This window comes from Dickeya parazeae Ech586 (assembly GCF_000025065.1).
Taxonomy (GTDB): domain Bacteria; phylum Pseudomonadota; class Gammaproteobacteria; order Enterobacterales; family Enterobacteriaceae; genus Dickeya; species Dickeya zeae.
This window is the reverse complement of sequence record NC_013592.1, coordinates 4,589,764-4,611,959: the sequence shown is the minus strand read 5'-3', so window position 1 is coordinate 4,611,959 and position 22,196 is coordinate 4,589,764. Positions and strand designations below refer to the sequence as shown.

16 protein-coding genes are annotated in these 22,196 nt (G+C 53.5%); 7 read left to right on the top strand and 9 right to left on the bottom strand.

Annotation, left to right across the window (positions count from 1 at the left end):
* Positions 1-45: 45 nt before the first annotated feature.
* The 5 genes from livH to DD586_RS20105 all read left to right on the top strand — a co-directional run bounded on the left by livH (position 46) and on the right by DD586_RS20105 (position 4,997).
* Positions 46-972 (top strand): high-affinity branched-chain amino acid ABC transporter permease LivH, encoded by a 927-nt coding sequence (gene livH / locus DD586_RS20125; protein WP_012886631.1) that lies wholly within the window; start codon positions 46-48, stop codon positions 970-972.
* A complete protein-coding gene (locus tag DD586_RS20120; RefSeq protein WP_012886630.1) occupies positions 969-2,249 on the top strand; it encodes a high-affinity branched-chain amino acid ABC transporter permease LivM in 1,281 nt (426 codons plus the stop codon). Before livH ends, DD586_RS20120 begins: the two co-directional genes overlap by 4 nt.
* On the top strand, positions 2,246-3,016 hold the full coding sequence (gene livG, locus DD586_RS22095) for a high-affinity branched-chain amino acid ABC transporter ATP-binding protein LivG (RefSeq protein ID WP_012886629.1): 771 nt from the start codon (positions 2,246-2,248) through the stop codon (positions 3,014-3,016). Before DD586_RS20120 ends, livG begins: the two co-directional genes overlap by 4 nt.
* Before the next feature lie 6 nt (positions 3,017-3,022).
* On the top strand, positions 3,023-3,724 hold the full coding sequence (livF, locus tag DD586_RS22090) for a high-affinity branched-chain amino acid ABC transporter ATP-binding protein LivF (protein ID WP_012886628.1): 702 nt from the start codon (positions 3,023-3,025) through the stop codon (positions 3,722-3,724).
* A gap of 88 nt (positions 3,725-3,812) precedes the next feature.
* A complete protein-coding gene (locus DD586_RS20105) occupies positions 3,813-4,997 on the top strand; it encodes an aminotransferase-like domain-containing protein (RefSeq protein WP_012886627.1) in 1,185 nt (394 codons plus the stop codon).
* A 47-nt stretch (positions 4,998-5,044) separates the two neighbouring features.
* Here the strand turns inward: DD586_RS20105 and DD586_RS20100 are convergent, their stop codons facing one another.
* From DD586_RS20100 to DD586_RS20085, 4 genes are all read right to left on the bottom strand, one after another.
* Positions 5,045-5,929 (bottom strand): fumarylacetoacetate hydrolase family protein, encoded by an 885-nt coding sequence (locus tag DD586_RS20100; protein WP_012886626.1) that lies wholly within the window; start codon positions 5,927-5,929, stop codon positions 5,045-5,047.
* Between the two features lie 69 nt (positions 5,930-5,998).
* Positions 5,999-6,610 carry a L(+)-tartrate dehydratase subunit beta gene (gene ttdB / locus DD586_RS20095; protein ID WP_199770348.1) on the bottom strand — a complete coding sequence of 204 codons (612 nt, stop codon included), beginning with the start codon at positions 6,608-6,610 and terminating at the stop codon, positions 5,999-6,001.
* Positions 6,604-7,527 (bottom strand): L(+)-tartrate dehydratase subunit alpha, encoded by a 924-nt coding sequence (gene ttdA, locus DD586_RS20090; protein WP_012886624.1) that lies wholly within the window; start codon positions 7,525-7,527, stop codon positions 6,604-6,606. The genes ttdB and ttdA overlap by 7 nt, the downstream gene beginning before the upstream one ends.
* Positions 7,528-7,566: 39 nt before the next feature.
* Complete coding sequence (locus tag DD586_RS20085) at positions 7,567-8,862, bottom strand: MFS transporter (protein WP_012886623.1); 1,296 nt, start codon at positions 8,860-8,862, stop codon at positions 7,567-7,569.
* 388 nt (positions 8,863-9,250) lie between these two features.
* Here DD586_RS20085 and DD586_RS20080 point away from each other — a divergent pair, with 388 nt between their 5' ends.
* Positions 9,251-10,165, top strand: coding sequence for a LysR family transcriptional regulator (locus tag DD586_RS20080; protein WP_012886622.1), 915 nt, complete (start codon positions 9,251-9,253; stop codon positions 10,163-10,165).
* Positions 10,166-10,285: 120 nt separating this feature from the next.
* Here the strand turns inward: DD586_RS20080 and DD586_RS20075 are convergent, their stop codons facing one another.
* Positions 10,286-11,926 carry a methyl-accepting chemotaxis protein gene (locus DD586_RS20075; RefSeq protein ID WP_012886621.1) on the bottom strand — a complete coding sequence of 547 codons (1,641 nt, stop codon included), beginning with the start codon at positions 11,924-11,926 and terminating at the stop codon, positions 10,286-10,288.
* A gap of 805 nt (positions 11,927-12,731) precedes the next feature.
* Between DD586_RS20075 and DD586_RS20070 the strand changes: the two genes are divergently transcribed.
* Positions 12,732-13,646 carry a hypothetical protein gene (locus DD586_RS20070; protein WP_012886620.1) on the top strand — a complete coding sequence of 305 codons (915 nt, stop codon included), beginning with the start codon at positions 12,732-12,734 and terminating at the stop codon, positions 13,644-13,646.
* A gap of 74 nt (positions 13,647-13,720) precedes the next feature.
* Here DD586_RS20070 and DD586_RS20065 read toward each other — a convergent pair whose 3' ends face one another.
* The 4 genes from DD586_RS20065 to DD586_RS20050 form a co-directional block, all read right to left on the bottom strand.
* Positions 13,721-15,352 carry a methyl-accepting chemotaxis protein gene (locus tag DD586_RS20065; RefSeq protein ID WP_012886619.1) on the bottom strand — a complete coding sequence of 544 codons (1,632 nt, stop codon included), beginning with the start codon at positions 15,350-15,352 and terminating at the stop codon, positions 13,721-13,723.
* A gap of 586 nt (positions 15,353-15,938) precedes the next feature.
* A complete protein-coding gene (locus DD586_RS20060; RefSeq protein WP_012886618.1) occupies positions 15,939-17,567 on the bottom strand; it encodes a methyl-accepting chemotaxis protein in 1,629 nt (542 codons plus the stop codon).
* A gap of 577 nt (positions 17,568-18,144) precedes the next feature.
* Positions 18,145-19,845, bottom strand: a complete 1,701-nt coding sequence (locus tag DD586_RS20055; protein WP_012886617.1) for a methyl-accepting chemotaxis protein — start codon at positions 19,843-19,845, stop codon at positions 18,145-18,147.
* A 486-nt stretch (positions 19,846-20,331) separates the two neighbouring features.
* Positions 20,332-22,020 carry a methyl-accepting chemotaxis protein gene (locus DD586_RS20050; protein ID WP_012886616.1) on the bottom strand — a complete coding sequence of 563 codons (1,689 nt, stop codon included), beginning with the start codon at positions 22,018-22,020 and terminating at the stop codon, positions 20,332-20,334.
* Between the last annotated feature and the right edge of the window lie 176 nt (positions 22,021-22,196).

Genomic DNA, 22,196 nt, shown 5'->3' with positions numbered 1-22,196 from the left:
CCCCCTCAGCCGTCAGGCTGCGGGGGCAATGTCTAAGGTTAAGGTATGTCCGAGCAGTTCCTCTATTTCTTTCAGCAGATGTTCAACGGCGTGACGTTGGGCAGCACCTATGCGCTGATTGCCATTGGCTACACCATGGTTTACGGCATTATCGGCATGATTAACTTCGCCCACGGCGAGGTGTACATGATCGGTAGTTATGTTTCTTTTATCGTGATCGCGGCGTTGATGATGATGGGCATCGACGCTGGCTGGCTATTGATTGGCGTCGCGTTTATCGCGGCGGTGGTGATCTCCAGCGCCTACGGCTGGAGTATCGAGCGTGTGGCTTACAAGCCGGTGCGCAATTCCAAACGTCTGATCGCACTGATTTCCGCCATCGGGATGTCGATTTTCCTGCAGAACTACGTCAGTTTGATGCAGGGGTCGCGTGACGTGGCGTTGCCGAGCCTGATCCAGGGCCAGTGGGTGTTGGGTGAAAGCAACGGCTTTGCCGCGACGCTCTCTGCGATGCAACTGACTATCTGGGTGGTCACCTTTCTGGCGATGCTGGCACTGACGCTGTTTATCCGCTACTCCCGTATGGGACGCGCCTGCCGTGCCTGTGCGGAAGACCTGAAAATGGCGAGCCTGCTGGGTATCAGTACCGATCGTGTTATCTCGCTGACGTTCGTTATCGGTGCCGCGATGGCGGCGGTGGCCGGGGTGCTGTTGGGCCAGTTCTATGGCGTGATTAACCCCTATATTGGCTTTATGGCGGGTATGAAAGCGTTTACCGCCGCGGTGCTGGGCGGTATTGGCAGTATTCCGGGGGCGATGATCGGCGGCCTGATTCTCGGCATTGCCGAGTCGCTGACCTCTGCCTACCTCAGTACCGAATATAAAGATGTGGTCTCCTTTGCGCTGTTGATCGTGGTGCTGCTGGTGATGCCGACCGGGATTCTGGGCCGTCCGGAGGTGGAGAAGGTATGAAACTGCACACGCTGGTTAATGCCGTGGTCTCAGCGCTGGTACTGCTGGTGCTGGCGACATTCCTGATGGGGATGCAACTGAGTCTGGATGGAACCCGTCTGGTAGTGCACGGCGCGGAAAAAATACGCTGGCTGTGGATTATCGCTGCCTGCGCGCTGGTGTTCCTGTTTCAATTATTGCGTCCTGCACTGGCGCAAGGGGCGAAGAAAGTTTCCGGCCCCAGTTTTGTGCTGCCGAGCTTTGACGGCAGTACGCCACGGCAAAAACTGCTGGCGCTGGCGTTGGTTATCGCCGCCGTCGCCTGGCCGTTCGTGGTGTCGCGCGGGACGGTGGATATCGCCACGCTGACCATGATTTACATCATTTTGGGTCTCGGCCTGAACGTGGTGGTGGGGTTGTCTGGTCTGCTGGTGCTGGGTTACGGCGGTTTCTACGCCATCGGCGCTTACACCTACGCGTTGCTGAGCCATTATTATGGCCTTGGCTTCTGGCAGTGCCTGCCGCTGGCAGGTCTGACGGCTGCGTTGTCCGGTTTCCTGCTCGGGTTCCCGGTACTGCGCTTGCGCGGTGACTATCTGGCGATCGTCACCCTCGGGTTTGGCGAGATTGTGCGTATCCTGCTGCTCAACAATACCGGTTTTACCGGTGGGCCGAACGGCATCAGCCAGATTCCGAAGCCGACGTTCTTCGGTCTGGAGTTTAACCGTACTGCGCAAGGCAGTTGGGATACTTTCCATCACTTCTTTGGCCTGCGCTACGACCCTAGCGACCGCATTATCTTCCTGTACATGGTGGCGTTGCTGCTGGTGGTATTGACGCTGTTCGTCATTAACCGCCTGCTGCGTATGCCGTTGGGCCGCGCCTGGGAAGCGCTGCGTGAAGATGAAATTGCCTGCCGTTCGCTGGGGCTGAGTCCCACCAAAATCAAACTGACGGCGTTTACCATCAGTGCGGCATTTGCGGGTTTCGCCGGGACGCTGTTTGCTGCCCGTCAGGGCTTTGTCAGCCCGGAATCCTTCACCTTTGTGGAGTCGGCGTTTGTGCTGGCTATCGTGGTGCTGGGCGGGATGGGCTCGCAGTTCGCGGTGATTCTGGCGGCCATCCTGCTGGTGGTATCGCGTGAGCTGATGCGTGACCTGAATGAGTACAGCATGTTGGTGCTGGGCGCATTGATGGTACTGATGATGATTTGGCGGCCACAAGGGCTGTTACCGATGAAGCGTACGCAGATAAAGCTGCAGGTTGGTAAGGTTGAGAAGAAGGAAGAGCAGGCATGAGCACGCAGCCATTATTGTCGGTCCGGGGCCTGATGATGCGCTTCGGCGGCCTGCTGGCGGTCAACAACGTCGAGCTGGATTTGCATCAGGGCGAGATTGTGTCGTTGATAGGCCCCAACGGTGCCGGTAAAACCACGGTATTCAACTGCCTGACCGGTTTCTATCGCCCAACTGGCGGCACCATTGTGCTGCGGGATCAGCATCTGGAAGGCTTGCCGGGACAGCAAATAGCCCGTATGGGGGTGGTGCGTACTTTCCAGCATGTGCGTCTTTTTCGCGAAATGACCGTGATTGAGAACCTGCTGGTCGCCCAACATCAGCACCTCAAAAGTGGGGTGTTCGCTGGTCTGTTAAAGACACCGGCGTTTCGCCGTGCCGAAGCGGATGCCCAGCAGCGTGCCGCCGTCTGGCTGGAACGCGTGGGGTTGCTTGAACTGGCGAACCGTCAGGCGGGGAATCTGGCGTATGGTCAGCAGCGTCGGCTGGAGATCGCCCGCTGCATGGTGACCCGCCCGGAACTGCTGATGCTGGATGAACCGGCCGCCGGTCTGAACCCGAAAGAAACGGAAGAGCTTAACGAGCTGATTATCGACCTGCGCGGCAATCATCAGGTTTCCGTGCTGTTGATTGAGCATGACATGAAGCTGGTGATGGGGATTTCTGACCGGATTTACGTGGTGAATCAGGGGACGCCACTGGCAAACGGTACCCCGGCTGAAATTCGTAACAACCCGGATGTTATCCGTGCATATCTGGGTGAAGGATAAAACGTTATGTTGTCATTGAATCAGGTTTCTGCGCACTACGGCAAAATTCAGGCGTTGCATCAGGTCAGCCTGCATATCAATCAGGGTGAGATCGTGACGCTGATTGGCGCCAACGGTGCGGGTAAAACCACCTTGTTGGGCACACTGTGCGGCGAGCCGCGTGCCTCGCAAGGGTCTATCGTGTTCGACGGCAAAGACATTACCGACTGGCAGACGGCGCGCATTATGCGCGAAGCCATTGCCATCGTGCCGGAAGGCCGTCGGGTGTTTTCCCGCATGACGGTGGAAGAGAATCTGGCGATGGGCGGGTTTTTCGCCAGCCGTGAACAGTATCAGGAGCGCATTGCGCGCGTGTACGATCTGTTTCCTCGGTTGTTTGAGCGTCGCGCCCAGCGCGCCGGGACCATGTCCGGCGGTGAACAGCAAATGTTGGCTATCGGCCGTGCGCTGATGAGCCAGCCGCGTTTACTGTTGCTGGACGAGCCCTCGCTGGGGTTGGCACCGATCATCATTTTGCAGATTTTCGACACTATCGCGCAGTTGCGCGAAGAAGGCATGACCATCTTCCTGGTGGAGCAGAACGCCAATCAGGCGCTGCGCCTGGCGGATCGCGGCTATGTGCTGGAAAACGGCCGTGTGGTGTTGGAAGACACCGGTGATGCTTTGTTAGCTAACGAAGCCGTGCGTTCTGCCTACCTTGGTGGTTAAATTACTGCTTACGTGAGACACCTCATCGGGCCGGGTTTACCGGCCCGTTTTTCTACCATCTTTTTTAAAAAAATAAGTGAGATTTAACATGTCAACGGATGGGTTACTGGCGCAGCGCATGGCGCGCCTGAAAAGCTCCGCGATTCGTGAATTGCTCAAGCACAGCAAAATGGACGGCGTGATTTCGTTGGCGGGCGGCATTCCTTCTGATGCGTTATTTGATTTCCAGGGACTGAATGAAGCAACTCAACAGGCGATTACCGAGCAGCCAAAATCGGCGTTTCAGTATGGCCTGACCGAAGGCAGCCCGTTGTTGCGTGAGCGTATCGCTGAGCTGTGTGCGCTGCGTGGCGTACAAACGCAGGCGCAGGACATTGTGGTGACGGCCGGTTCCCAGCAGGCGCTGGATCTGGTGATGCGTGCCACCGCCAACCCGCAGGATATCTTTGTGGTGGAACGCCCGACCTATCTGGCGGCACTGCAAACGCTGCAACTGGCAGAAGCGCAGGTGATGTCGGTATCGTCTGACGAAAACGGTATGGTGGTGGATGAGCTGGCAGCACTGCTCGAAACCACGCGTATCAAAGGTGTCTATCTGGTGCCGAACTTCGGCAACCCGAGCGGCGTTACCCTGAGCGCAGACCGTCGCCGTCAACTGGTGGCGCTGGCGGCCCGTCACGATTTCCTGATCGTAGAAGACGACCCGTATGGCGAGTTGCGTTTCACCGAGGAACGCCATGCCACGATTTACCAGTTGGCGAAAGAAGCCGGTCATGCCGACCGCGTGGTGTATACCTCGTCGTTTTCCAAAATTCTGGCACCGGGGCTGCGTTTAGGCTGGGCGATTCTGCCGGAATGGCTGCTGCATAACGTGGCGATTATCAAACAGGCCGCCGACCTGCATGCCAGCTCATTGTCCCAGACTATCGTGGAGTTCTATCTGGGAAGTGGGCGCTTACCTGCACAGATCGATACCATCCGTCAGGCTTATCGTCGCAAAGGCGAACTGTTGTCTGAATTGATGGCGCATGAGCTGGGCGATGTGATTAGCTTCAACCAGCCCAAAGGCGGTATGTTCCTGTGGGCGCGTTTCCGTCAGCCGTTTGATACCACCGCCTGGCTACAGAAAACGCTGGAGCAAGGCGTGGTGTTCGTGCCCGGCGAGTTCTTCTTTGCCGATAAACCGGACCACTCCACGCTGCGTTTGTCGTTCGCTACGGCCACCGAAGAGCAGATGCATGAAGCGGTGGCGCGTCTGCGCCGTGCGTTGTAAACGGATACCTCAATCGATGATGACCGCTGCCGTCCGGCAGCGGTTGTTCAGACAGTATACGGTTCTGGGCGCAATACCTGGGGGCTCTGTGCTGGTTGCGGCGTCGAGATGCGATTAACCAATCGGCCAATCCCGCTGATTTCCACCTCCACCACATCACCTTCATGCATAAACAGTGGTGGCGTGCGTTTTTTGCCGACGCCACCCGGTGAACCGGTGATAATCACATCGCCGGGTGACAGCGGCGTAAACCGGGAAATGTACTCGATCAGTTCTGCAACAGAACGCACCATATTGCTGGTGTGGTCATGCTGCACCCGATTGCCATTCAGGTAGGTGCTGATGCCCAGCTGTTGTGGGTCACCAATCTCATCGCTCGTCACCATCCAGGGGCCAAAACCGCCAGTGTGACGCCAGTTCTTACCGGAAGTGAACCAGGTGTACTGCATATCGCGTACTGAGCCATCCATAAAGCAACTGTAACCCGCTACCACCGATAATGCCGTCTCCCGGCTGACGTTGTCAGCATGTTTACCGATGATCACTGCAAGCTCGCCTTCGTAATCAAATTCGTTGGTGGATTGCGGTTTGAGTAGGGCTTGCCGATGGCCGCTCAGGGTGTCGGCAAAACGGATAAACAGCGTCGGCGCATCCGTGGTTTGTTCAAACTCGATGCGTTTTTCCATGTAATTCATGCCAACGCACAGGATTTTTGATGGCCTTTCGATGACCGGGAGATAGGTGACTTCATCGAGATAAAAATCAGCCCCGGCAGTATGGGGTAAGTTTGCCAGCGCATTTGCGCGTAATACCTCAGTCAGATCGCTAAAGCGACCGGACAGGCGGCGGCCGAGGTCGATAAGCCCGTTGTCGTTGACGATGCCGAAGGTTTTCGCACCGCTTTGCGGGTTGATAAAACTCGCCAGTTTCATACGTGTATTCCGTTGTTAATACCGGGGGAACGCGCTTAGGTTTATCGCCCGTCGCCCCGGTGTGGGACGTTATTTGATAAAGCGGATCTGTTCGTTGATGTCGGCGATGATCGGCACTTTGCGATCGTTATAGGTCGCCTTATTTTGCTCAAACAGGTTGTTGCCGTGCGTGTCGATGGAGATGATCAACGGGCCGAAGACTTTCACCCGATTAACCCACAGTGTTTCCGGCATACCCAGATCGCGCCATTGGGCGTCTTCGATTTCCTCGACACAGGTGGCGGCCAGCACCGCACAGCCGCCAGGGAACACCGCGTGTACCGCCTTGAATTGCTGGCAACCGGCTTCGGTGTTCGGCCCCATGCCGCCTTTGCCGACAATCAGCTTCACGCCGGTTTGTTCGATGAACTCTTTTTCAAATTTCTCCATGCGCATGCTGGTGGTCGGGCCGATGGAGATCATGTCGAAGCTGCCATCCTCTTTTTCCACCACAATCGGGCCTGCATGGAGGATAGCACCACCTTTGAGGTCAACCGGCAATTCACGCCCCAGCTCAATCAGGCGGCGGTGTGCCACATCGCGGCAGGTGACTAAGGTGCCCGTCAGGTACACCACGTCGCCAATGTTCAGGTCCGCCAAATCTTCATCTTTGATGGGCGTGGTCAGGATTTTTTTCATAATACGGCACCTTCGTGAGACAGGATTTCATAGGATAAGTCGGCATTGAAACGGATAGCGCCGCGACGGTGTGCCCAGCAACCGGTAGAAACGGCCACCCCGATAGTGGAGGGGTGACGGGCGGAGGATTCAATATTGACCCCCATTACCGATGAGGCACCGCCAAGACCCTGCGGCCCTAACCCGACCTGATTCAGGCCGTCTTCGAGCAGTTTTTCCATTTTGGCGGCATCGGCGTTCGGGTGTGACGAGTCAACCGGGCGCAGAATGGCTTTTTTCGACAACCGGGCGGCGGTTTCAACTGAAGTGGACACACCGACGCCGACCAGCAGCGGTGGGCAGGCGTTCACGCCGTAAGAGGTAATCACATCAAACACAAACTGGTTAACGCCTTCGTAGCCCTGGCCCGGCATCAGCACTTTGGCGGCACCCGGTAATGAGCAGCCGCCACCGGCCATATACACGTCGATAGTGCAGTGGTCGTCATCAGGAATTATTTCCCAATCCAGCCAGGGAATGCGGGAACCGGTGTTGGTGCCGGTATTTTTCTCAATAAAAGTTTCTACCGCGTTGTGGCGCAGCGGCGCTTTTTTGGTGGCTTCCAGCGTCGCTTGCTGTAATACGTGCTCCAGATCGCCAATAAACGGGAAACGTGCACCTACCGTAATAAAGTACTGAATAACGCCGGTGTCTTGACAACAAGGGCGGTCAAGCTCGTCTGCCCGTTTCTGGTTTTCAAACATCGAGTCATAGACCACTTTAGCCAGCGGGCTATCTTCTTTTGCACGCAACTCGTCGAGTTTTTTGATGACATCGTTCGGGAGCCGTTTGCCGACATAGCCGGTAAAGCGCGTCATGACATCAATCAGTTCCGATATGGATTCAGTATTCACAGTAACCTCCGGGTGTAAGGGCCCCATCGAGCAGGCCTTTAAAAATGTGGTAAAGGTGCGATGGCATCAGGCCAGCGACGTTTTCATGACCTTACGTTTGCGGCTGACTTCGATGAGCAGCGTCAGCAGGGCAGACAGCAGCAGCAAACCGGCAATGGCGTAGAGTGCGAGTGAGAAATCACCGGTTTTTTCTTTTAGCCAGCCGATGATTGCCGGGCCGAAAAAGCCGCCCAAATTGCCGATAGAGTTAATCGCCGCCAGCCCGGCGGCCGCTGCCGGGCCGGATAAAAACAGGGAAGGGATGCTCCACAACGGCGGTTTGCAGGAGTAAATGCCGATGCTCGCCAGCACCAGCGCCAGCATGGCGAGCCCCAAAGAGTGCACGGAACCGGCCAGCACGAAGCCGAGGCTTGCCAGCACACAGGCGCTGACCACATGCCAGGTGCGTTCACGGGTGGCATCCGAATGCCGGGCCCAGAAAATCATGGTGACGACGGCAATCGCAGCCGGAATGGCATTAATAAAGCCGATTTGCAGGGTGCTTAAACCGAAGGATTTAATAAATTGAGGTGACCAGATATTTAATGAATACAGTCCGGCGGAGGTGCCGAAATAAACCAGTGCTAATGTTAAGACGCGAATATCCGTCAACCCTTTCAGTGCGCTGGTTTTAGTGTCACTGCTTCTGGCGGCTTTTTCTTCTTGCAGCGTGGTGGTCAGCCATTGTGTTTGTTCCTGATTTAACCAGGTGTTTTTTTCCGGTTTATCATTCAAATAAAAGAAAGTGAAAATACCCAGTAAAATCGCCGCGGCGGAATCCATTAAAAACATGAACTGCCAGCCGGTTAATCCCATTACCCCATGGAAGCTGAGAATGGTGCCTGCCAGCGGTGAACCCAGCATGGAGGAAATGGGAGCGGCGGCCATGAAAAAGGCAATCACCTGAGCCCGACGTTTGGAGGGGAACCAGGTACTGAGATAAAGAATGATGCCAGAAAAGAACCCGGCTTCTGCCACACCGAGGAAAAAGCGCAGAATATAAAAACCGGTCACGGTTTTTACCGATATCATACAGGCGGCGACAATCCCCCAACTGATCATGATACGTGCTAACCAGATACGCGGGCCGACTTTTTGCAGAATGATATTCGAGGGAACATCAGTAAAAAAATAACCAATAAAAAACATGCCTGCGCCAATTCCAAATACGGTAGAGGAAAAACCCAGGTCCTGGTTCATGGTCAGTGCGGCAAAACCAATATTAATACGATCAAAGAAAGCGATAAAATAAGCGAACATCACAAAGGGCACTATTCGCCAGGTTATTTTTTTGAGAGTTTCTCGCTCAATGTCTTTTTTCATTTTGCGTTCCAGATTAATAAAACAGGGTAAGAAGAAATAACCTCGGGCAAGACGGTGGCTGTTATATAAACAAGCGGTGTCACTATGCAGTCAGGGGCGAGCTTGATCATCCACCTGCATTTATATAAATAATTCGTATAATTCAGTGGTGGATCAGCTCTGGAAGGATAAAAATGATCGTGATCAATATTAATTGATTTTTATTGTGATGTGTTTCGCCATTTTTACTGATATTAAAAAATAGCATCACCGAATAGCTGAAAACTGACTGCTTATTTCTGTGATAAAGATCAGCTATAGCGCAATAGTCTCCCGCTTCTGTGTTGTTCATAAAAAAAACAGCGTTATGATTTATTCAAATTTTTCACATAATCGCCAGAGGAAGAGCATGGAACTTAACCAACTGCGCTGTTTTATTGCGGTGGCTGAAACGCTACATTTCGGTCATGCCGCCCAGCGGCTGGATATGTTGCCTTCCGCGCTCGGGCGTCATATTCGTTTGCTGGAGGAATGCCTTGGCACCAGACTGTTTATTCGCTCGACGCGCAGTGTGGCGTTGACGCAGGACGGGCAAACGCTGCTGGAAGAAAGTAGAAAGCTGGTGGCGGATGCGGATGCGCTGGCGCTCCGCTTTCGTTCTCAGGGGCGTGCAAACTCCAGTATTTTACGCATTGGGGCGATTGATAGTGCCGCCATTGGCTTGATTCCGCATCTGTTACACTTCTTTCGTCAGGCGTATCCACAGGTGGATGTGCAGATTCATGAGGATAAAACCTCCCGTCTGTTACCCAGACTGAAAACCGGGAGTTTGGATCTGATTTTTATTCGTCCACCGGAACGTTGGGCCCCCTGGTTAACCCTGCGTTTTTTACTCAATGAAAATGTCGTACTCGCTATCGAGGAACACCATGAGTTGGCAGAGCATCAGGAGGTCGGGATTCATGATCTGGCGGCCTTGCCGTTAATCGTGCCTGACCGGCGTGCGCGGCCTCATAGCCATGATGTGACCATGAATCTGTTTAGTGAAGCGCGGCTCAAGCCGAATGTGGTGCAAAAAGCCAATGAAAAACAGACCATTATCAATATGGTTGCGGCGGGTGTCGGGGGGGCTATCATGCCGCGCTGGGTATCCCGTATGTCGGTGCCCAATGTGCGGTTTATTCCCATACGGCATCAGGGGACGTTATCACGTCAGGGGTTGCCGCTGGCGGTGGCCTGGGTGAGTACCGGAAGTGATCCGGTACGTGATGGTATGATTGAGATTTTAGAGCGTGAACTGCCGCAGATTGAGCCGCATTTCTGATAGCACACCCGGTTGGCGGTGCCCTGCCATCTCTCATCTTTGGCCGGATAGGACCGGTCACACTACAGGGGGACGTGTCACACGCCCCCTGTATAGGTATTACTGCTAGCATCATTCGTATCAATGCATAATCAGACGGCGCTCGATGGGGGTATCAGCGATGTTAACCGGGTCGTTCATATCCAGCCGTTTGCGTGAAATAGTCTCTTCCACCACAAACACTTTGATCACGTCCACCAGATGGGCCGCCTGCTGGTTCAGGCTATCGGTCGCGGTGGCTGATTCCTCTACCAGTGCCGCATTTTGGTGGGTGACCTGATCCAACTGCGCCACCGCGGTGTTGATTTGCGAGATCCCCAGTTGCTGTTCACTGGTCGAAAGACCGATCTCACCGATCAGTTCGGCAACCTGTTTGGTCTGTTGTAGGATATCGCTCATGGTGCTGCCTGCATGGTTAACCAGGTCGGCCCCGGTTTCGATTTTTTGCACACTCTCTGTAATCAGGGTTTTGATGTCGTGCGCCGCGCTGGCGGCGTGCTGTGCCAGCGAACGCACTTCACTGGCGACCACGGCGAACCCTTTCCCTTCTTCCCCGGCGCGGGCGGCTTCTACCCCGGCATTAAGCGCCAGGATATTGGTCTGAAAAGCAATGCTGTCAATAAGCTGGATAATATCGACAATCTTCTGGGAACTGCTGTTGATGTCGTTCATCACGCTGATGACATTGTTGACCACGTCATTGCCTTTACCGGCGGTACTGTTGGCATTGTTGGCAAGTTCAGTCACGTGGTGGACGATTTCTACGTTATGGCTGACCGCGTTGCTGATTTGCTCCATGGACGCGGCAGTTTGTTGCAGGCTGGCGGCCTGTTCTTCGGTACGCTGGCTGAGATCGTTGGTCCCGCTGGCAATTTCGCTGGTTCCCATCGCGATCGCATAGCTACTCTGGCGCACCTGATCGACGATGTGGCTCAGACTGCGTCGCATCATCTCAAGGGCGGCCAATAAGCTGTGATTATCGTTTTCCTGTAGCGGTATCGCCAGCGACAGGTTGCCTTGTGCGATTTGCCGGGCAATACGAGCGGCTTCCGCCGGTTCACCCCCGAGGGTGCCTTTCACATGACGGGTAATCGACCAGGAGATCAGCACACCGATGAATAGCGAAACGATCGCCAGAATAAACATGGTATTACCGGCATCGTCTGCCAGATTTTCAGCATCATCTGCCAGATCGGTGGTGGCGGTTTTCTGATAGGTGACGATCTCATCAATGGCGGCAATTAGTTTTTCCTGCGCCGGTTGCATTTCGTTGAGGATAACATTGCGGGCTTCCTCATTACGATTAGACTGCGCTAGTGCAACGGCCTTGCTCAATGCGGCGACAGCGTCTGGACGGACATCGGCCAGATGAGCTATCAAGCGCTGACCCGTTGAATCACTGGGCATCGATTTTAATTTAGTGATGATCACCCCATTTTTTTCTACGCTTTCATCAACTTTCTTCTTCTCCTGACTCATTTTGGTGACATCGGTCAGCATAGCCATATTGCGCACGGAATTGGTTGCGACGATCATATTATCCTTATAGGATTGTATGAGTAGCAATTTAACGATACGGTTCTGGGAAAGTAACTGAATATCTGAGCTTAATTCTCGTAACTGTGTTTTACCGAATGTAGCGACGAGAAATCCGATAATAATAACGACAGCAAAACCGGCGCCAATCATCGTATTGAGTTTCATGTGCTTTAATTTGTCCATATTTCCGTGCCTGTGTGTCAATGTCTTCGTTCACATGGGTGATGCAAAGAACGGGTGCCAGAAAATAAGGAATATCATCACCTTGTCATGATGACTGGCCGACTGATATACCTGCCATAGTGTCGTGCAACTGCATTTTTACATTGATATTCAATGTGTATCCCATCGCTGGAAAATAAAAACACTAAGCCTTCTCATTTCATTGTGTTGGCTCAGATATCTTATTATTTTTTATAAGGTTATCGGTATGGCGTATATATTAAAAATATCGCAACACCGCTTTATCCAGCGAAGCTCTATTATCTGGCGTTGGGCTATGACACTGTCGGCAGGTGCATAGAAAGAAAATTGAGCAGCATATTGCGTTGGTTGATGCCAGTCCGGCAGATGATGTCTTCCGTGGTAATATTTATTAGGCCGACAATATCAATATGGAAGCAAAATGGGGGTTTGTCTATAAGGCGTAATATTTATTTTTTTAATTAAATGTCGTTGATGTGATTATTTTATATTGAGTTATTTCATCGTGAATGAGTTGGCGTAATGCATTGTTATCTATGCCATCTTTTTTGCCGTTTTTCATGCTGGCTGCCGGTCTTGCAGCACCGATACTCTGTGTGGCGGGTAACGCGCGTCACTCTTTCCTGACCGCGATGCGGTATGAAGGTGCTTATACGCTAAAGACTGTGGGCGTGGTGCCGTTATGTTTCAATATATGTCAGAAAAATGTGGCCCGATGGTGCGAATGGCACCCTATGCTTCATTTTTGCTGATGGTTGATGATTGGCGCTGCATAGGACTTCGAATGACTTCTCCACTTTCTTTCAACCGTTCTGCCACAGGTACAGCCGCGCAGAATGTCAGGACCGATAGTGACGCCAGTACGGCGCAAACCAGCACGGAAACGGAGACATCCCGCGAGCAGCCATCGTTAGCGTCGGTGATGGTGCAGTTCAGCGATGAGGTTCGTAAGCGCATTGATGCCACCATGCGGGCCAGGATGAGCAAACTCAACAACGCTGACCAGGACCTGGCGCGCGGGCGTATTGAACAAATCAAACGGCGCATCCAGATGCTGAAGATGATGTTGCTGTCGCTGGCCGGGCAGTCGGTGCCCCCCGGTGTACTGCGCGAAATGCGCCAGTTGGCCGCCGAGCTGGGACAGGCGGCGAAAACATTGAGCGCAGGCAGCGGCGGGGCGGCTACCGACACGGCGGGTGGGGAAAATCAGTCCGGCGTGGCGGCAGAAAGCGGTGGCGCTGCTGCGTTGTCCGCAGCCACGGCTACCTCCTCTACCTCCTCCACCTCTACCGCTGGTGACAGTGCCTCTGTTGAATCGGAGGCTCTGGGGGAGCACGCCGCGGGTACGTCATCGGCGGCAAAAAGTGGTGAGGGCGATGCTTCTGCACAGGAAGCGAAGCAGTGGCAGGACGTAGCCGCCGCGTTTATCGAGCGCAGTGCAGGTTCGACACAGCATCGGGCGGATGCGAAGTCGGTACAGGATGCCGTTCGCGAGCTGAAATCGTTACTCGCGATGGTAAAAAATGCCAGCCGACATGACGATAAAGAAGCCCAGAAACAGATGAGGGCTATCAATCAATCTATTGCCGATATCGAAAAAACGGTGCAGTCGATGAGCATGACCGGAGGGGGTGCGGACGTCAGCGCCGATCTGTCCGTCGGCCCGGCGGGTAATGTCTCGATAGATGTGCTGGTCTGAACGTCACACCACAAAGCGGCGTGCAATGATTCGGGGAGTTGGCATGTCCTCCTCCCCGAAGATAGGGTTTCGCCTTATGCCGTGGTTATCGTGACGCCAATGGGTAAGGCGACGTTGTCAGGCGATGGGTGCCGGTTCCGGCCAGCATGACTGACGAGGATGAACGCATTCACCAATTGCACCAGATGACTGGCCTGAGCGTTCAGGCTCTCCGCCGCGCTGGCAGACTGTTCTACCAGTGCGGCGTTTTGCTGGGTAACCTGGTCGAGCTGGCTGACTGCCTGATGAATCTGGCCGATGCCGGATTCCTGTTCACCGGTGGTGACCCCAATCTCATTAATTAATTCAGCAACATGGCGCGCCTGAGAGACAATCTCCCCCATCGTGACACCGGCATGGCTGACACGGCGAGAGCCGCTTTCTACTTTCTCCATACTTTCGGTGATCAATGTCTTAATTTCCCGGGCGGCGGACGCGGAACGCTGTGCCAGTGAGCGCACTTCTCCGGCTACCACCGCAAAGCCACGGCCTTGCTCACCGGCTCGAGCGGCTTCCACCGCGGCGTTCAGCGCCAGGATATTGGTCTGGAAGGCAATACTGTCGATGACGCTGATGATATCGCCGATTTTTTGTGAGCTGCTGGTGATCTCTTGCATGGTGCAAATCACGTCACTCACCACGTCACTGCCTTTGGCGGCCGTCTGGCTGGCGGTGGTTGCCAGCAGGGCGGCTTCGCGCACGGTTTCGCCGTTTTGATGAATCGTCTGGCTAATCTGCTCCATCGACGCGGCGGTTTGTTGCAGGCTGGCGGCTTGTTCTTCGGTACGCTGGCTGAGGTCTGCATTGCCGATGGCGATTTGTTGCGACCCGGTGGCGATAGATTCACTGCTCTGGCGCACCTGACTGACGATATGGCTGAGGTTATCGCGCATAGTATGCATGGCGGCCAGCAGGCTGTGCTGGTCGTTGGCGTGTAACTGCACTTCTACCGCCAGGTTGCCTTGTGCCACCTGTTGGGCAATGTGTGAGGCATAGGCTGGCTCACCGCCCAGTTGTCCTTTCACCTGACGGGTAATCAGCCAGGCTACCAGCGCACCCAACAGCGCACTGATAGCGGTGACTATCAACAACAGGCTACCGGCGTCGCGGGCATCCGCCATGAAATGCTGGGACATCTCGACCGTGTCATTCTTGTGTTCCGTGATCATGGTATCCATCACGTTGAACAGCATGGTCTGGGCACTCAGTAGCTCACCCAGAATTAACGCGCGGGCCTGTTCTTGCTGGCCGTTCATGCTCAGTTCCATGACTTTTCGTACCGCATTGGAATAAGGCGGACGTGCCTGATTGAGCTGCGCCAGCAATTCCCGTGACTTTTTCAGCTTCAGTTTTTCATCCAGCAACCTGAGCAGGCTGTTATTCCGTTCGATAAGTGTATCGAGTCGGCGCTTTTCCTGCGCGAGAAGCGTGGTGTCGGTTTGTATTGCGCTTTCCCGAATGATTCGGGCGGCGGAATTGAAGTTATCTTTAATTTCCTGCATGGCAATCAGGTTATTCAGGCGAATATTGGACAGGTAATCCAGATTATTGCCCACATGAATCAACTGGCTACGCCCGAAAATGGCCACGGTAAAACCGATAAAAATGACCAGTATAAAACCGGATCCGAGCATAGTGCCGAGCTTCATATTTTTTAGTATCTGCATCGTGTGCCTTATTCTATTTTGGTGTTGCCGTCATGCATGAATATGCATTCCCTGGAATGAAACAAAAGTACCCGTCATACTTCAAGTTGCAGGTGTGTTGGCTGTGTTCATTCACCCGAATCACTTACCTGAGTAAGCTCATCGGGATTCACTCACTTGCCGCCTTCCTGCAACTCGAATTATTTGGGGTATATATACCCGTCATACTTCCGGTGGCAGGCGGGTTGCCCTGCCACTCGAGTGATATGGGATATCGGTAGTAAAGACGGTGGATGTCACCTCACCGGCGAAACAACCTGTGCGAATTGATTTCAACTTGTTATCGTTGAGTTGCGAAATGATTTTTAGTTAATTAACTTTTTAACAAAATCCATGCACTGTTTTAACCAGCATGACACGTGGCGTGTCGGCGAAATAAAAGCTGGTGGCTGATTAAGCGATAAATATTACTTTCACTCACGGGGTTAAGCGTGTGAAACCCAGCGGAGCGATGCTGAGGATTGACGGGAAGATGAAGATAAGGGGGAAGTGGCGTCTATTGTCCACTTCCCACGGTCTTATCAGTAAGACTGGTGAGGTTGCAAGGTTAGTGTGACGTCAGCGCCAGCCGCAAATCGCTACGGGGGCGATACGCGACTTGCTCATGTGGCTGATGATGTTCCGTCACGACGAACACATTCATCAATTGCACCAGATGGCGGGCCTGGTCGCTCAGGCTTTCAGCGGCGCTGGCCGATTCCTCTACCAGTGCGGCGTTCTGCTGGGTGACCTGATCGAGCTGGTTGACCGCCTGATTAATCTGACTGATGCCAGATTCCTGTTCGGTGGTCGTCACACCGATCTCTTTGATTAATTGGGCGACGCGGTGCGCTTGCGTCACGATATCATCCATGGTGGTGCCTGCGCTGCCGACCAGTTGGGCACCGCTTGCTACCTGCTCCATGCTTTCGGTAATCAATTCCTTGATTTCCCGGGCGGCAGAGGCAGAGCGTTGCGCCAGCGAACGCACCTCACCGGCCACCACCGCAAAGCCCCGGCCTTGCTCTCCGGCACGGGCGGCTTCCACCGCGGCGTTCAGCGCCAGGATGTTGGTCTGGAAGGCGATGCTGTCGATGACACTGATGATATCGCCGATTTTGCGCGAGCTGGCGCTGATGCCGTCCATCGTGCGGATGACATTGCCCACCACGTCACTGCCTTTGGCGGCGGTATCGCTGGCGTGCGCCGCGAGTTGGGCGGCTTCACGCACCGTTTCACCATTCTGGCGGATAGTCTGGCTAATTTGTTCCATTGAGGCCGCAGTTTGTTGCAGGCTGGCGGCCTGCTCCTCGGTACGGCTGCTCAGGTCGGTATTGCCCATGGCGATTTGCTGAGAACCGGTGGCGATGGATTCACTGCTCTGGCGTACCTGACTGACGATATGGCTGAGGCTATCACGCATCGCGCGCATGGCAGCCAGCAGGCTGTGCTGGTCGTTGGCTTTGAGCATCACATTTACCGACAAGTCACCCTGTGCCACCTGTTGGGCGATATGTGAGGCGTAAGCGGGTTCGCCACCCAGTTGGCCCTTAATGCGGCGGGTAATCAGCCAGGCAATCAGGCTACCCACGAGGGTAATCAATACCGCCAGCGAGAGCATGATGACACCGGCGTTGACAGCCTGAGATTGCGAATTTTCAGCCGTCACGGTGGTGGCATTTTTTTGGTACGCCAACATGGTGTCGATGACCTTAAAGAGCGAATCCTGAGCGCGGCGTACATCGGTGAGAATAAATTCTCTGGCTTCGTCGTCTTTATTTGCCAGCCCTTTTTCGAGCGCCTTTTTGACCGCTTCCTCATAAATCGGGCGGTATTGGTCAAGCTGGGCGATCAGGGCTTTTTGTTCAGCGGTGGTCGCGGCGTTATGGAGTGTTGCGATAATCTCGTTATTTCTGGGTGCCATATTATCAAGGCGCTGTTTTTCTATCGCCATTTGCTGTGGTTCAGAGAGCAACACAATATTCCTGATGACCCGGGCAGCAATATTCATGTTGTCTTTGTATTCCTGTATCAACAGCAAATTAGTAATGCGTTTTTGGGATAGCGTCTGAATATCTGTACCTAGCTGGCGTAATTGTAGTTGACCATAAATCGCCACCAGAAAGCCGATGACGATAACCATTGTGAACCCAATGCCTAACATAGAGCCTAATTTCATGTCTTTAAAAAAACGCATAACGTCACCTTTTTTATATAAGATTTATTTTATCCCTGATGTATATCCGAATTATTTCGGGTATCAATATTGGCTTCCGTAGCGTATTCCAGGCAATAACAAGACCGCTGGCGAAATAACTTCGTCAGGGAAACGCTGGCCTGCGGGTGAGAATTAAACCGTTAATGTGCTAATCTATTAGCAACTCTAATTTAAACTAAAGGCATGTACGACATGGTGCATTCAGGTATTGAGTGACCTGAAAATGATTGCTCTTCCTGAACGAATTGCAGTATGTCGGGTTTTTTTTCGTTTGTCGATAAATGTAATAAAAATTTTTATTATTATTTAATGAATCGTTACTGACGTAATTAGATTCATTTTCTTAATGAAAGTTACATAATGTATTTTCGAGTAAAGCCAACTATTTTGTAATGGCATTGCCGTGGGAAGGGAATTCATCGTGGTAACCCCAGCAAGATAAACGCCCGTTAATACGCAGAGGCTTTCACCGTGCGGCACGTTGGGGAGACAAAAGAAACCGCCACGGTGAGGTGGCGGTTGGGGGAGGATGTCGCGGTTCGTCGTGTGGTCGGGCTTAGAACTGTTCCCAGTCGTGGTTATTGTTTCTGCTTGCCAGCGCGGGTTTCAGGGCCGGTTTAAGCGTGGCCGGTTTTCTTAACGCCGGTGTAGTCTGTGGCTGACGGCGCGGCGATGGAGACGGTGACGGTGTGGCCGTGGCGTGCGCAATGTTAAACACACTCATCAGTTCTACCAGCTTCGCGGCCTGTTCGCTCAGGCTCTCAGCGGCACTGGTCGACTCTTCCACCAGGGCGGCGTTTTGCTGGGTGACGCTATCCAACTGGGTGATGGCCTGATTGATTTGCGAGATACCGGATTCCTGTTCCTGCGTGGTGACGCCGATTTCGCTAATCAGGTCGGCCACATGCTGTGCCTGAGTCACAATATCCGTCATCGTTTCACCGGCATGCGATACCAGTTGAGAGCCGCTTTCCACTTTTTCCATGCTGGTGGTGATGAGTTCTTTAATTTCGCGGGCAGCAGATGCTGAACGCTGCGCCAGTGAGCGAACTTCTCCGGCTACCACTGCAAAACCGCGTCCTTGTTCACCGGCACGGGCGGCTTCTACTGCGGCATTGAGCGCCAGGATGTTGGTCTGGAAGGCGATGCCGTCAATCACGGTAATGATGTCGCCAATCTTACGGGAGCTGGTGCTGATGTCGCCCATGGTGGTGATAACATCGCGTACCACATCGTTGCCTTTAGTCGCCGTCTGGCTGGCAGCGCTGGCAAGCTGGGCCGCTTCGCGCACCGTTTCACCATTCTGGCGGATAGTCTGGCTAATCTGTTCCATCGAGGCAGCGGTTTCTTGCACGCTGGCGGCCTGTTCTTCGGTGCGGCGGCTCAGGTCGTTGCTGCCGATAGCGATTTCACTGGAGCCGGTGGAAATTGAGCCGCTGCTGTCGTGTACCTGAAGCACGATATCGCTCAGTTTGGTACGCATGTCGCCCATGGCCGCCAGCAGGCTGGTGGTATCCCCGGCTTGCAGTTCGACGTTGATGGCCAGGTTGCCGTTGGCAATCTGACGCGCGATGTCAGAGGCATACGCCGGTTCGCCACCCAGCATCTTTTTGATACGGCGGGTAATCAACCAGGCAATCGCGATACCCAGTACCGTCGAGATGGCGGTGAGTGCCAGCATCAGGATACCGGCGGTGCGTGCTGCGTCGCTGGCATCGTCAGCCGACCGGCGGGTGTCGCTTTTCTGGTAGCTCACCATATCGTTAATGGCTTTGAAGTAATTTTCCTGCGCCGGTTTGACTTCATTGATGATGGCGGCTTTGGCTTCATCCAGCTTGCCATTCAGGCTGAGTGCAAGGGCTTTTTGCGTGGCAGCCAGGCTTATTGGACGTGCCTGATTGATGCCATCAAACAGCGATTTTTCTTTGGGGCTGTTCACCAGTTCGCCGATGCGTTTAATCACCTCGTTGTTTCGCGCAATGGTTTTGCTAATTTGCTGCTTGTACTGTTCCACCTGATCCGGCGCGGTGAATAATGTCAGCTCGCGTACCACAATCGCGATGCTGTTCAGGTTATCTTTCAATTCCTGCACCAGCAGTAACCCTTCCAACTGGTCGCTGGCCAGCGTATTGATGGTGTTGCCCTGCTGGCGTAATTGAAGCTGTCCATAGCCAGAGACAAAAAAGCTGATGACCAGCACGATGGCAAAACCTGCGCCCAGCATGGTGGCAAGTTTCATGTTCTTCAGAATGCTCATGGTGTATCCCCCGAATGTTGTTTTTAATCACGACAAACCGGTGCGTGTTACCCGTCGTTCTTCACGTTGCAGCGTTATTTTCTGCCTTGCCGCAATGTGAATGATTACGGACATAAGAAAGAACGAATACCAAATTCGCCAGGTTATTTGTGATGTCGAGGATTAATCTAATCGATGAGTCTTTGTTATATCTTAAGATGTGAAATAAATTTTATTAATTGTGATTTAGTTTTTTTAATCATTAATAATCAGTGTATTGCATTTATTTTTTTATTTTCTTTGGTGGCGAAAATAATAATAGTCATGTGCGTTATTTTATATGGGGTGACGACATGTAACCCTGGGGGAATCATTTTTTTAAAATGTGTATCGTTGTGGATATACGACAGTGGCTGATAATAGACCCCGTTATTAATCGTGGTATCAGGTATTTTTAGTCAGGATAGCCCGCCACGTTGCCGTGGCGGTGTCAGGAGAAAAGGTCGTTTAGAACTGTTCCCAGTTGCCGTTGCTGCCGGTGTCGTTTGCCAGCGCCAGTCTGGACGGCGCTAACTTATGCGATGACATTCCCGGTTTTTGCAATGAAGGCGGCTGCTGCTGGCCAAAGGTATTCTGAATCGTGAAGATACTCATCAGTTCCACCAGTTTTGCCGCCTGATCACTCAGGCTGTCGGCCGCACTGGCTGACTCTTCCACCAGAGAGGCGTTCTGCTGGGTGACCTGATCGAGCTGGTTGACCGCATCGTTAATTTGCGAGATGCCGGATTCCTGCTCATGCGTGGTCACACCGATTTCGCCGATCAAATCCGCGACGTGACGCGCCTGCTTCACCAGTTCGTCGATGGTGGAACCGGCTTCGCTGACTAGCACCGAGCCCACTTCCACTTTTTCGACGCTGGCGGTAATCAGCTCCTTGATCTCTTTGGCCGCCGAAGCGGAACGCTGCGCCAGGTTTCTGACTTCACCGGCCACGACGGCAAAGCCGCGCCCTTGCTCACCGGCACGGGCCGCTTCCACCGCTGCGTTGAGGGCCAGAATATTGGTCTGGAAAGCAATGCCGTCAATGACGCTAATAATGTCGCCAATTTTGTGCGAGCTGTGAGAGATCTCTTCCATGGTGCGAACGATGTTACTGACGGCTTCGCCGCCTTTGGCGGCGGTTGAGCTGGCGGATTGCGCCAGTGTGGACGCCGTACGCACGGTATCGCCATTCTGGCGGATGGTCTGGCTCATCTGTTCCATCGAGGCGGCGGTCTGTTGCAGGCTGGCGGCCTGCTCTTCGGTACGCTGGCTCAGGTCGGTACTGCCGGCGGCGATTTCGCTGGCGCCGGTGGCGATAGATTCACTGCTCTGGCGAACCTGGGTAACAATCTGCCCCAGTTTCTCCCGCATCTCATTCATGGCGGCCAGCACGCTATGGGTATCGCCTGTGCGCAGTTCAACCTGAAAAGCCAAATTGCCGTCAGAGATTTTTTGCGCCACCGCAGCGGCATACGCCGGTTCGCCGCCCAACTGGCCTTTTACCGTGCGGGTGATAAGCCAGGCGGTCAGCGCACCGAGTACAGCCGCGACCAGCGCCAGCGTCAGCATCACCGAGCCATCGGAACGGGCATCACGCATCGAGCTTTCGACCACATTCATGGTGACTTTCTTTTGAAAGTCGAGCATGTTGTCCAGCGCCTTGAATACGCCGTTTTGGGCGGTTTGCATGTCGTTAAGAATCAGGTCACGCGCCTGGGTGCGCTGCTCCTGCTGGGTGGACATCCCCAGAGCGACCGCTTTATTGAAGGCTTGCAGATAAGCGGGACGCGCCAGCGTCAACTGGTTGAGCTGGTCGCGCGTGTCTGGTGTATCCAGCCGCTCGGAGAGTTGTTTGAGCACTTCGGTGTTACGCGCTATCTGCCGGTCGATCTGCTGTTTTTCAGCCGCGATACGTTCGGGGTCGTTACTGAGTGCGATATTACGTACCAGACGGGAATTGGTATCGAAGCCGGTTTTGGCTTCCTGAATCAACATCATGTTGGTGAGGGTCGTGGAGGAGAGGTGATCGATGTCATCCCCGAGTCCCACCAGTTGGGTTCGGCCGAAGGTCGCGACCAGCAAGCCGATTACGATGACCAGGGCGAATCCAGCACTCAGCATGGTGCCCAGCTTCATTTTTTTTAGCGCGTTCATAGATGTCCTTAACGTCGTGTATTCCATGTATTATTTTTACCTCGTCCAGGAGGTTAAATAGTTCTGAGTGTGTATCATTTAGGTTGATTCTATTTCATATGAATATTTCTGTGAGCTCGCCGACAATTCTCCCGTTTATTACCTGTATTCTATGAATAGATAAGATGATGTTTTAT

Excerpts from the sequence above, each read along its gene's own strand:
- livH (WP_012886631.1), top strand. The coding sequence starts at position 46 with ATGTCCGAGCAGTTCCTCTATTTCTTTCAGCAGATGTTCAACGGCGTG.
- DD586_RS20120 (WP_012886630.1), top strand. The coding sequence starts at position 969 with ATGAAACTGCACACGCTGGTTAATGCCGTGGTCTCAGCGCTGGTACTG.
- livG (WP_012886629.1), top strand. The coding sequence starts at position 2,246 with ATGAGCACGCAGCCATTATTGTCGGTCCGGGGCCTGATGATGCGCTTC.
- livF (WP_012886628.1), top strand. The coding sequence starts at position 3,023 with ATGTTGTCATTGAATCAGGTTTCTGCGCACTACGGCAAAATTCAGGCG.
- DD586_RS20105 (WP_012886627.1), top strand. The coding sequence starts at position 3,813 with ATGTCAACGGATGGGTTACTGGCGCAGCGCATGGCGCGCCTGAAAAGC.
- DD586_RS20100 (WP_012886626.1), bottom strand. The coding sequence starts at position 5,929 with ATGAAACTGGCGAGTTTTATCAACCCGCAAAGCGGTGCGAAAACCTTC.
- ttdA (WP_012886624.1), bottom strand. The coding sequence starts at position 7,527 with ATGGGGCCCTTACACCCGGAGGTTACTGTGAATACTGAATCCATATCG.
- DD586_RS20085 (WP_012886623.1), bottom strand. The coding sequence starts at position 8,862 with ATGAAAAAAGACATTGAGCGAGAAACTCTCAAAAAAATAACCTGGCGA.
- DD586_RS20080 (WP_012886622.1), top strand. The coding sequence starts at position 9,251 with ATGGAACTTAACCAACTGCGCTGTTTTATTGCGGTGGCTGAAACGCTA.
- DD586_RS20075 (WP_012886621.1), bottom strand. The coding sequence starts at position 11,926 with ATGGACAAATTAAAGCACATGAAACTCAATACGATGATTGGCGCCGGT.
- DD586_RS20070 (WP_012886620.1), top strand. The coding sequence starts at position 12,732 with ATGACTTCTCCACTTTCTTTCAACCGTTCTGCCACAGGTACAGCCGCG.
- DD586_RS20065 (WP_012886619.1), bottom strand. The coding sequence starts at position 15,352 with ATGCAGATACTAAAAAATATGAAGCTCGGCACTATGCTCGGATCCGGT.
- DD586_RS20060 (WP_012886618.1), bottom strand. The coding sequence starts at position 17,567 with ATGCGTTTTTTTAAAGACATGAAATTAGGCTCTATGTTAGGCATTGGG.
- DD586_RS20055 (WP_012886617.1), bottom strand. The coding sequence starts at position 19,845 with ATGAGCATTCTGAAGAACATGAAACTTGCCACCATGCTGGGCGCAGGT.
- DD586_RS20050 (WP_012886616.1), bottom strand. The coding sequence starts at position 22,020 with ATGAACGCGCTAAAAAAAATGAAGCTGGGCACCATGCTGAGTGCTGGA.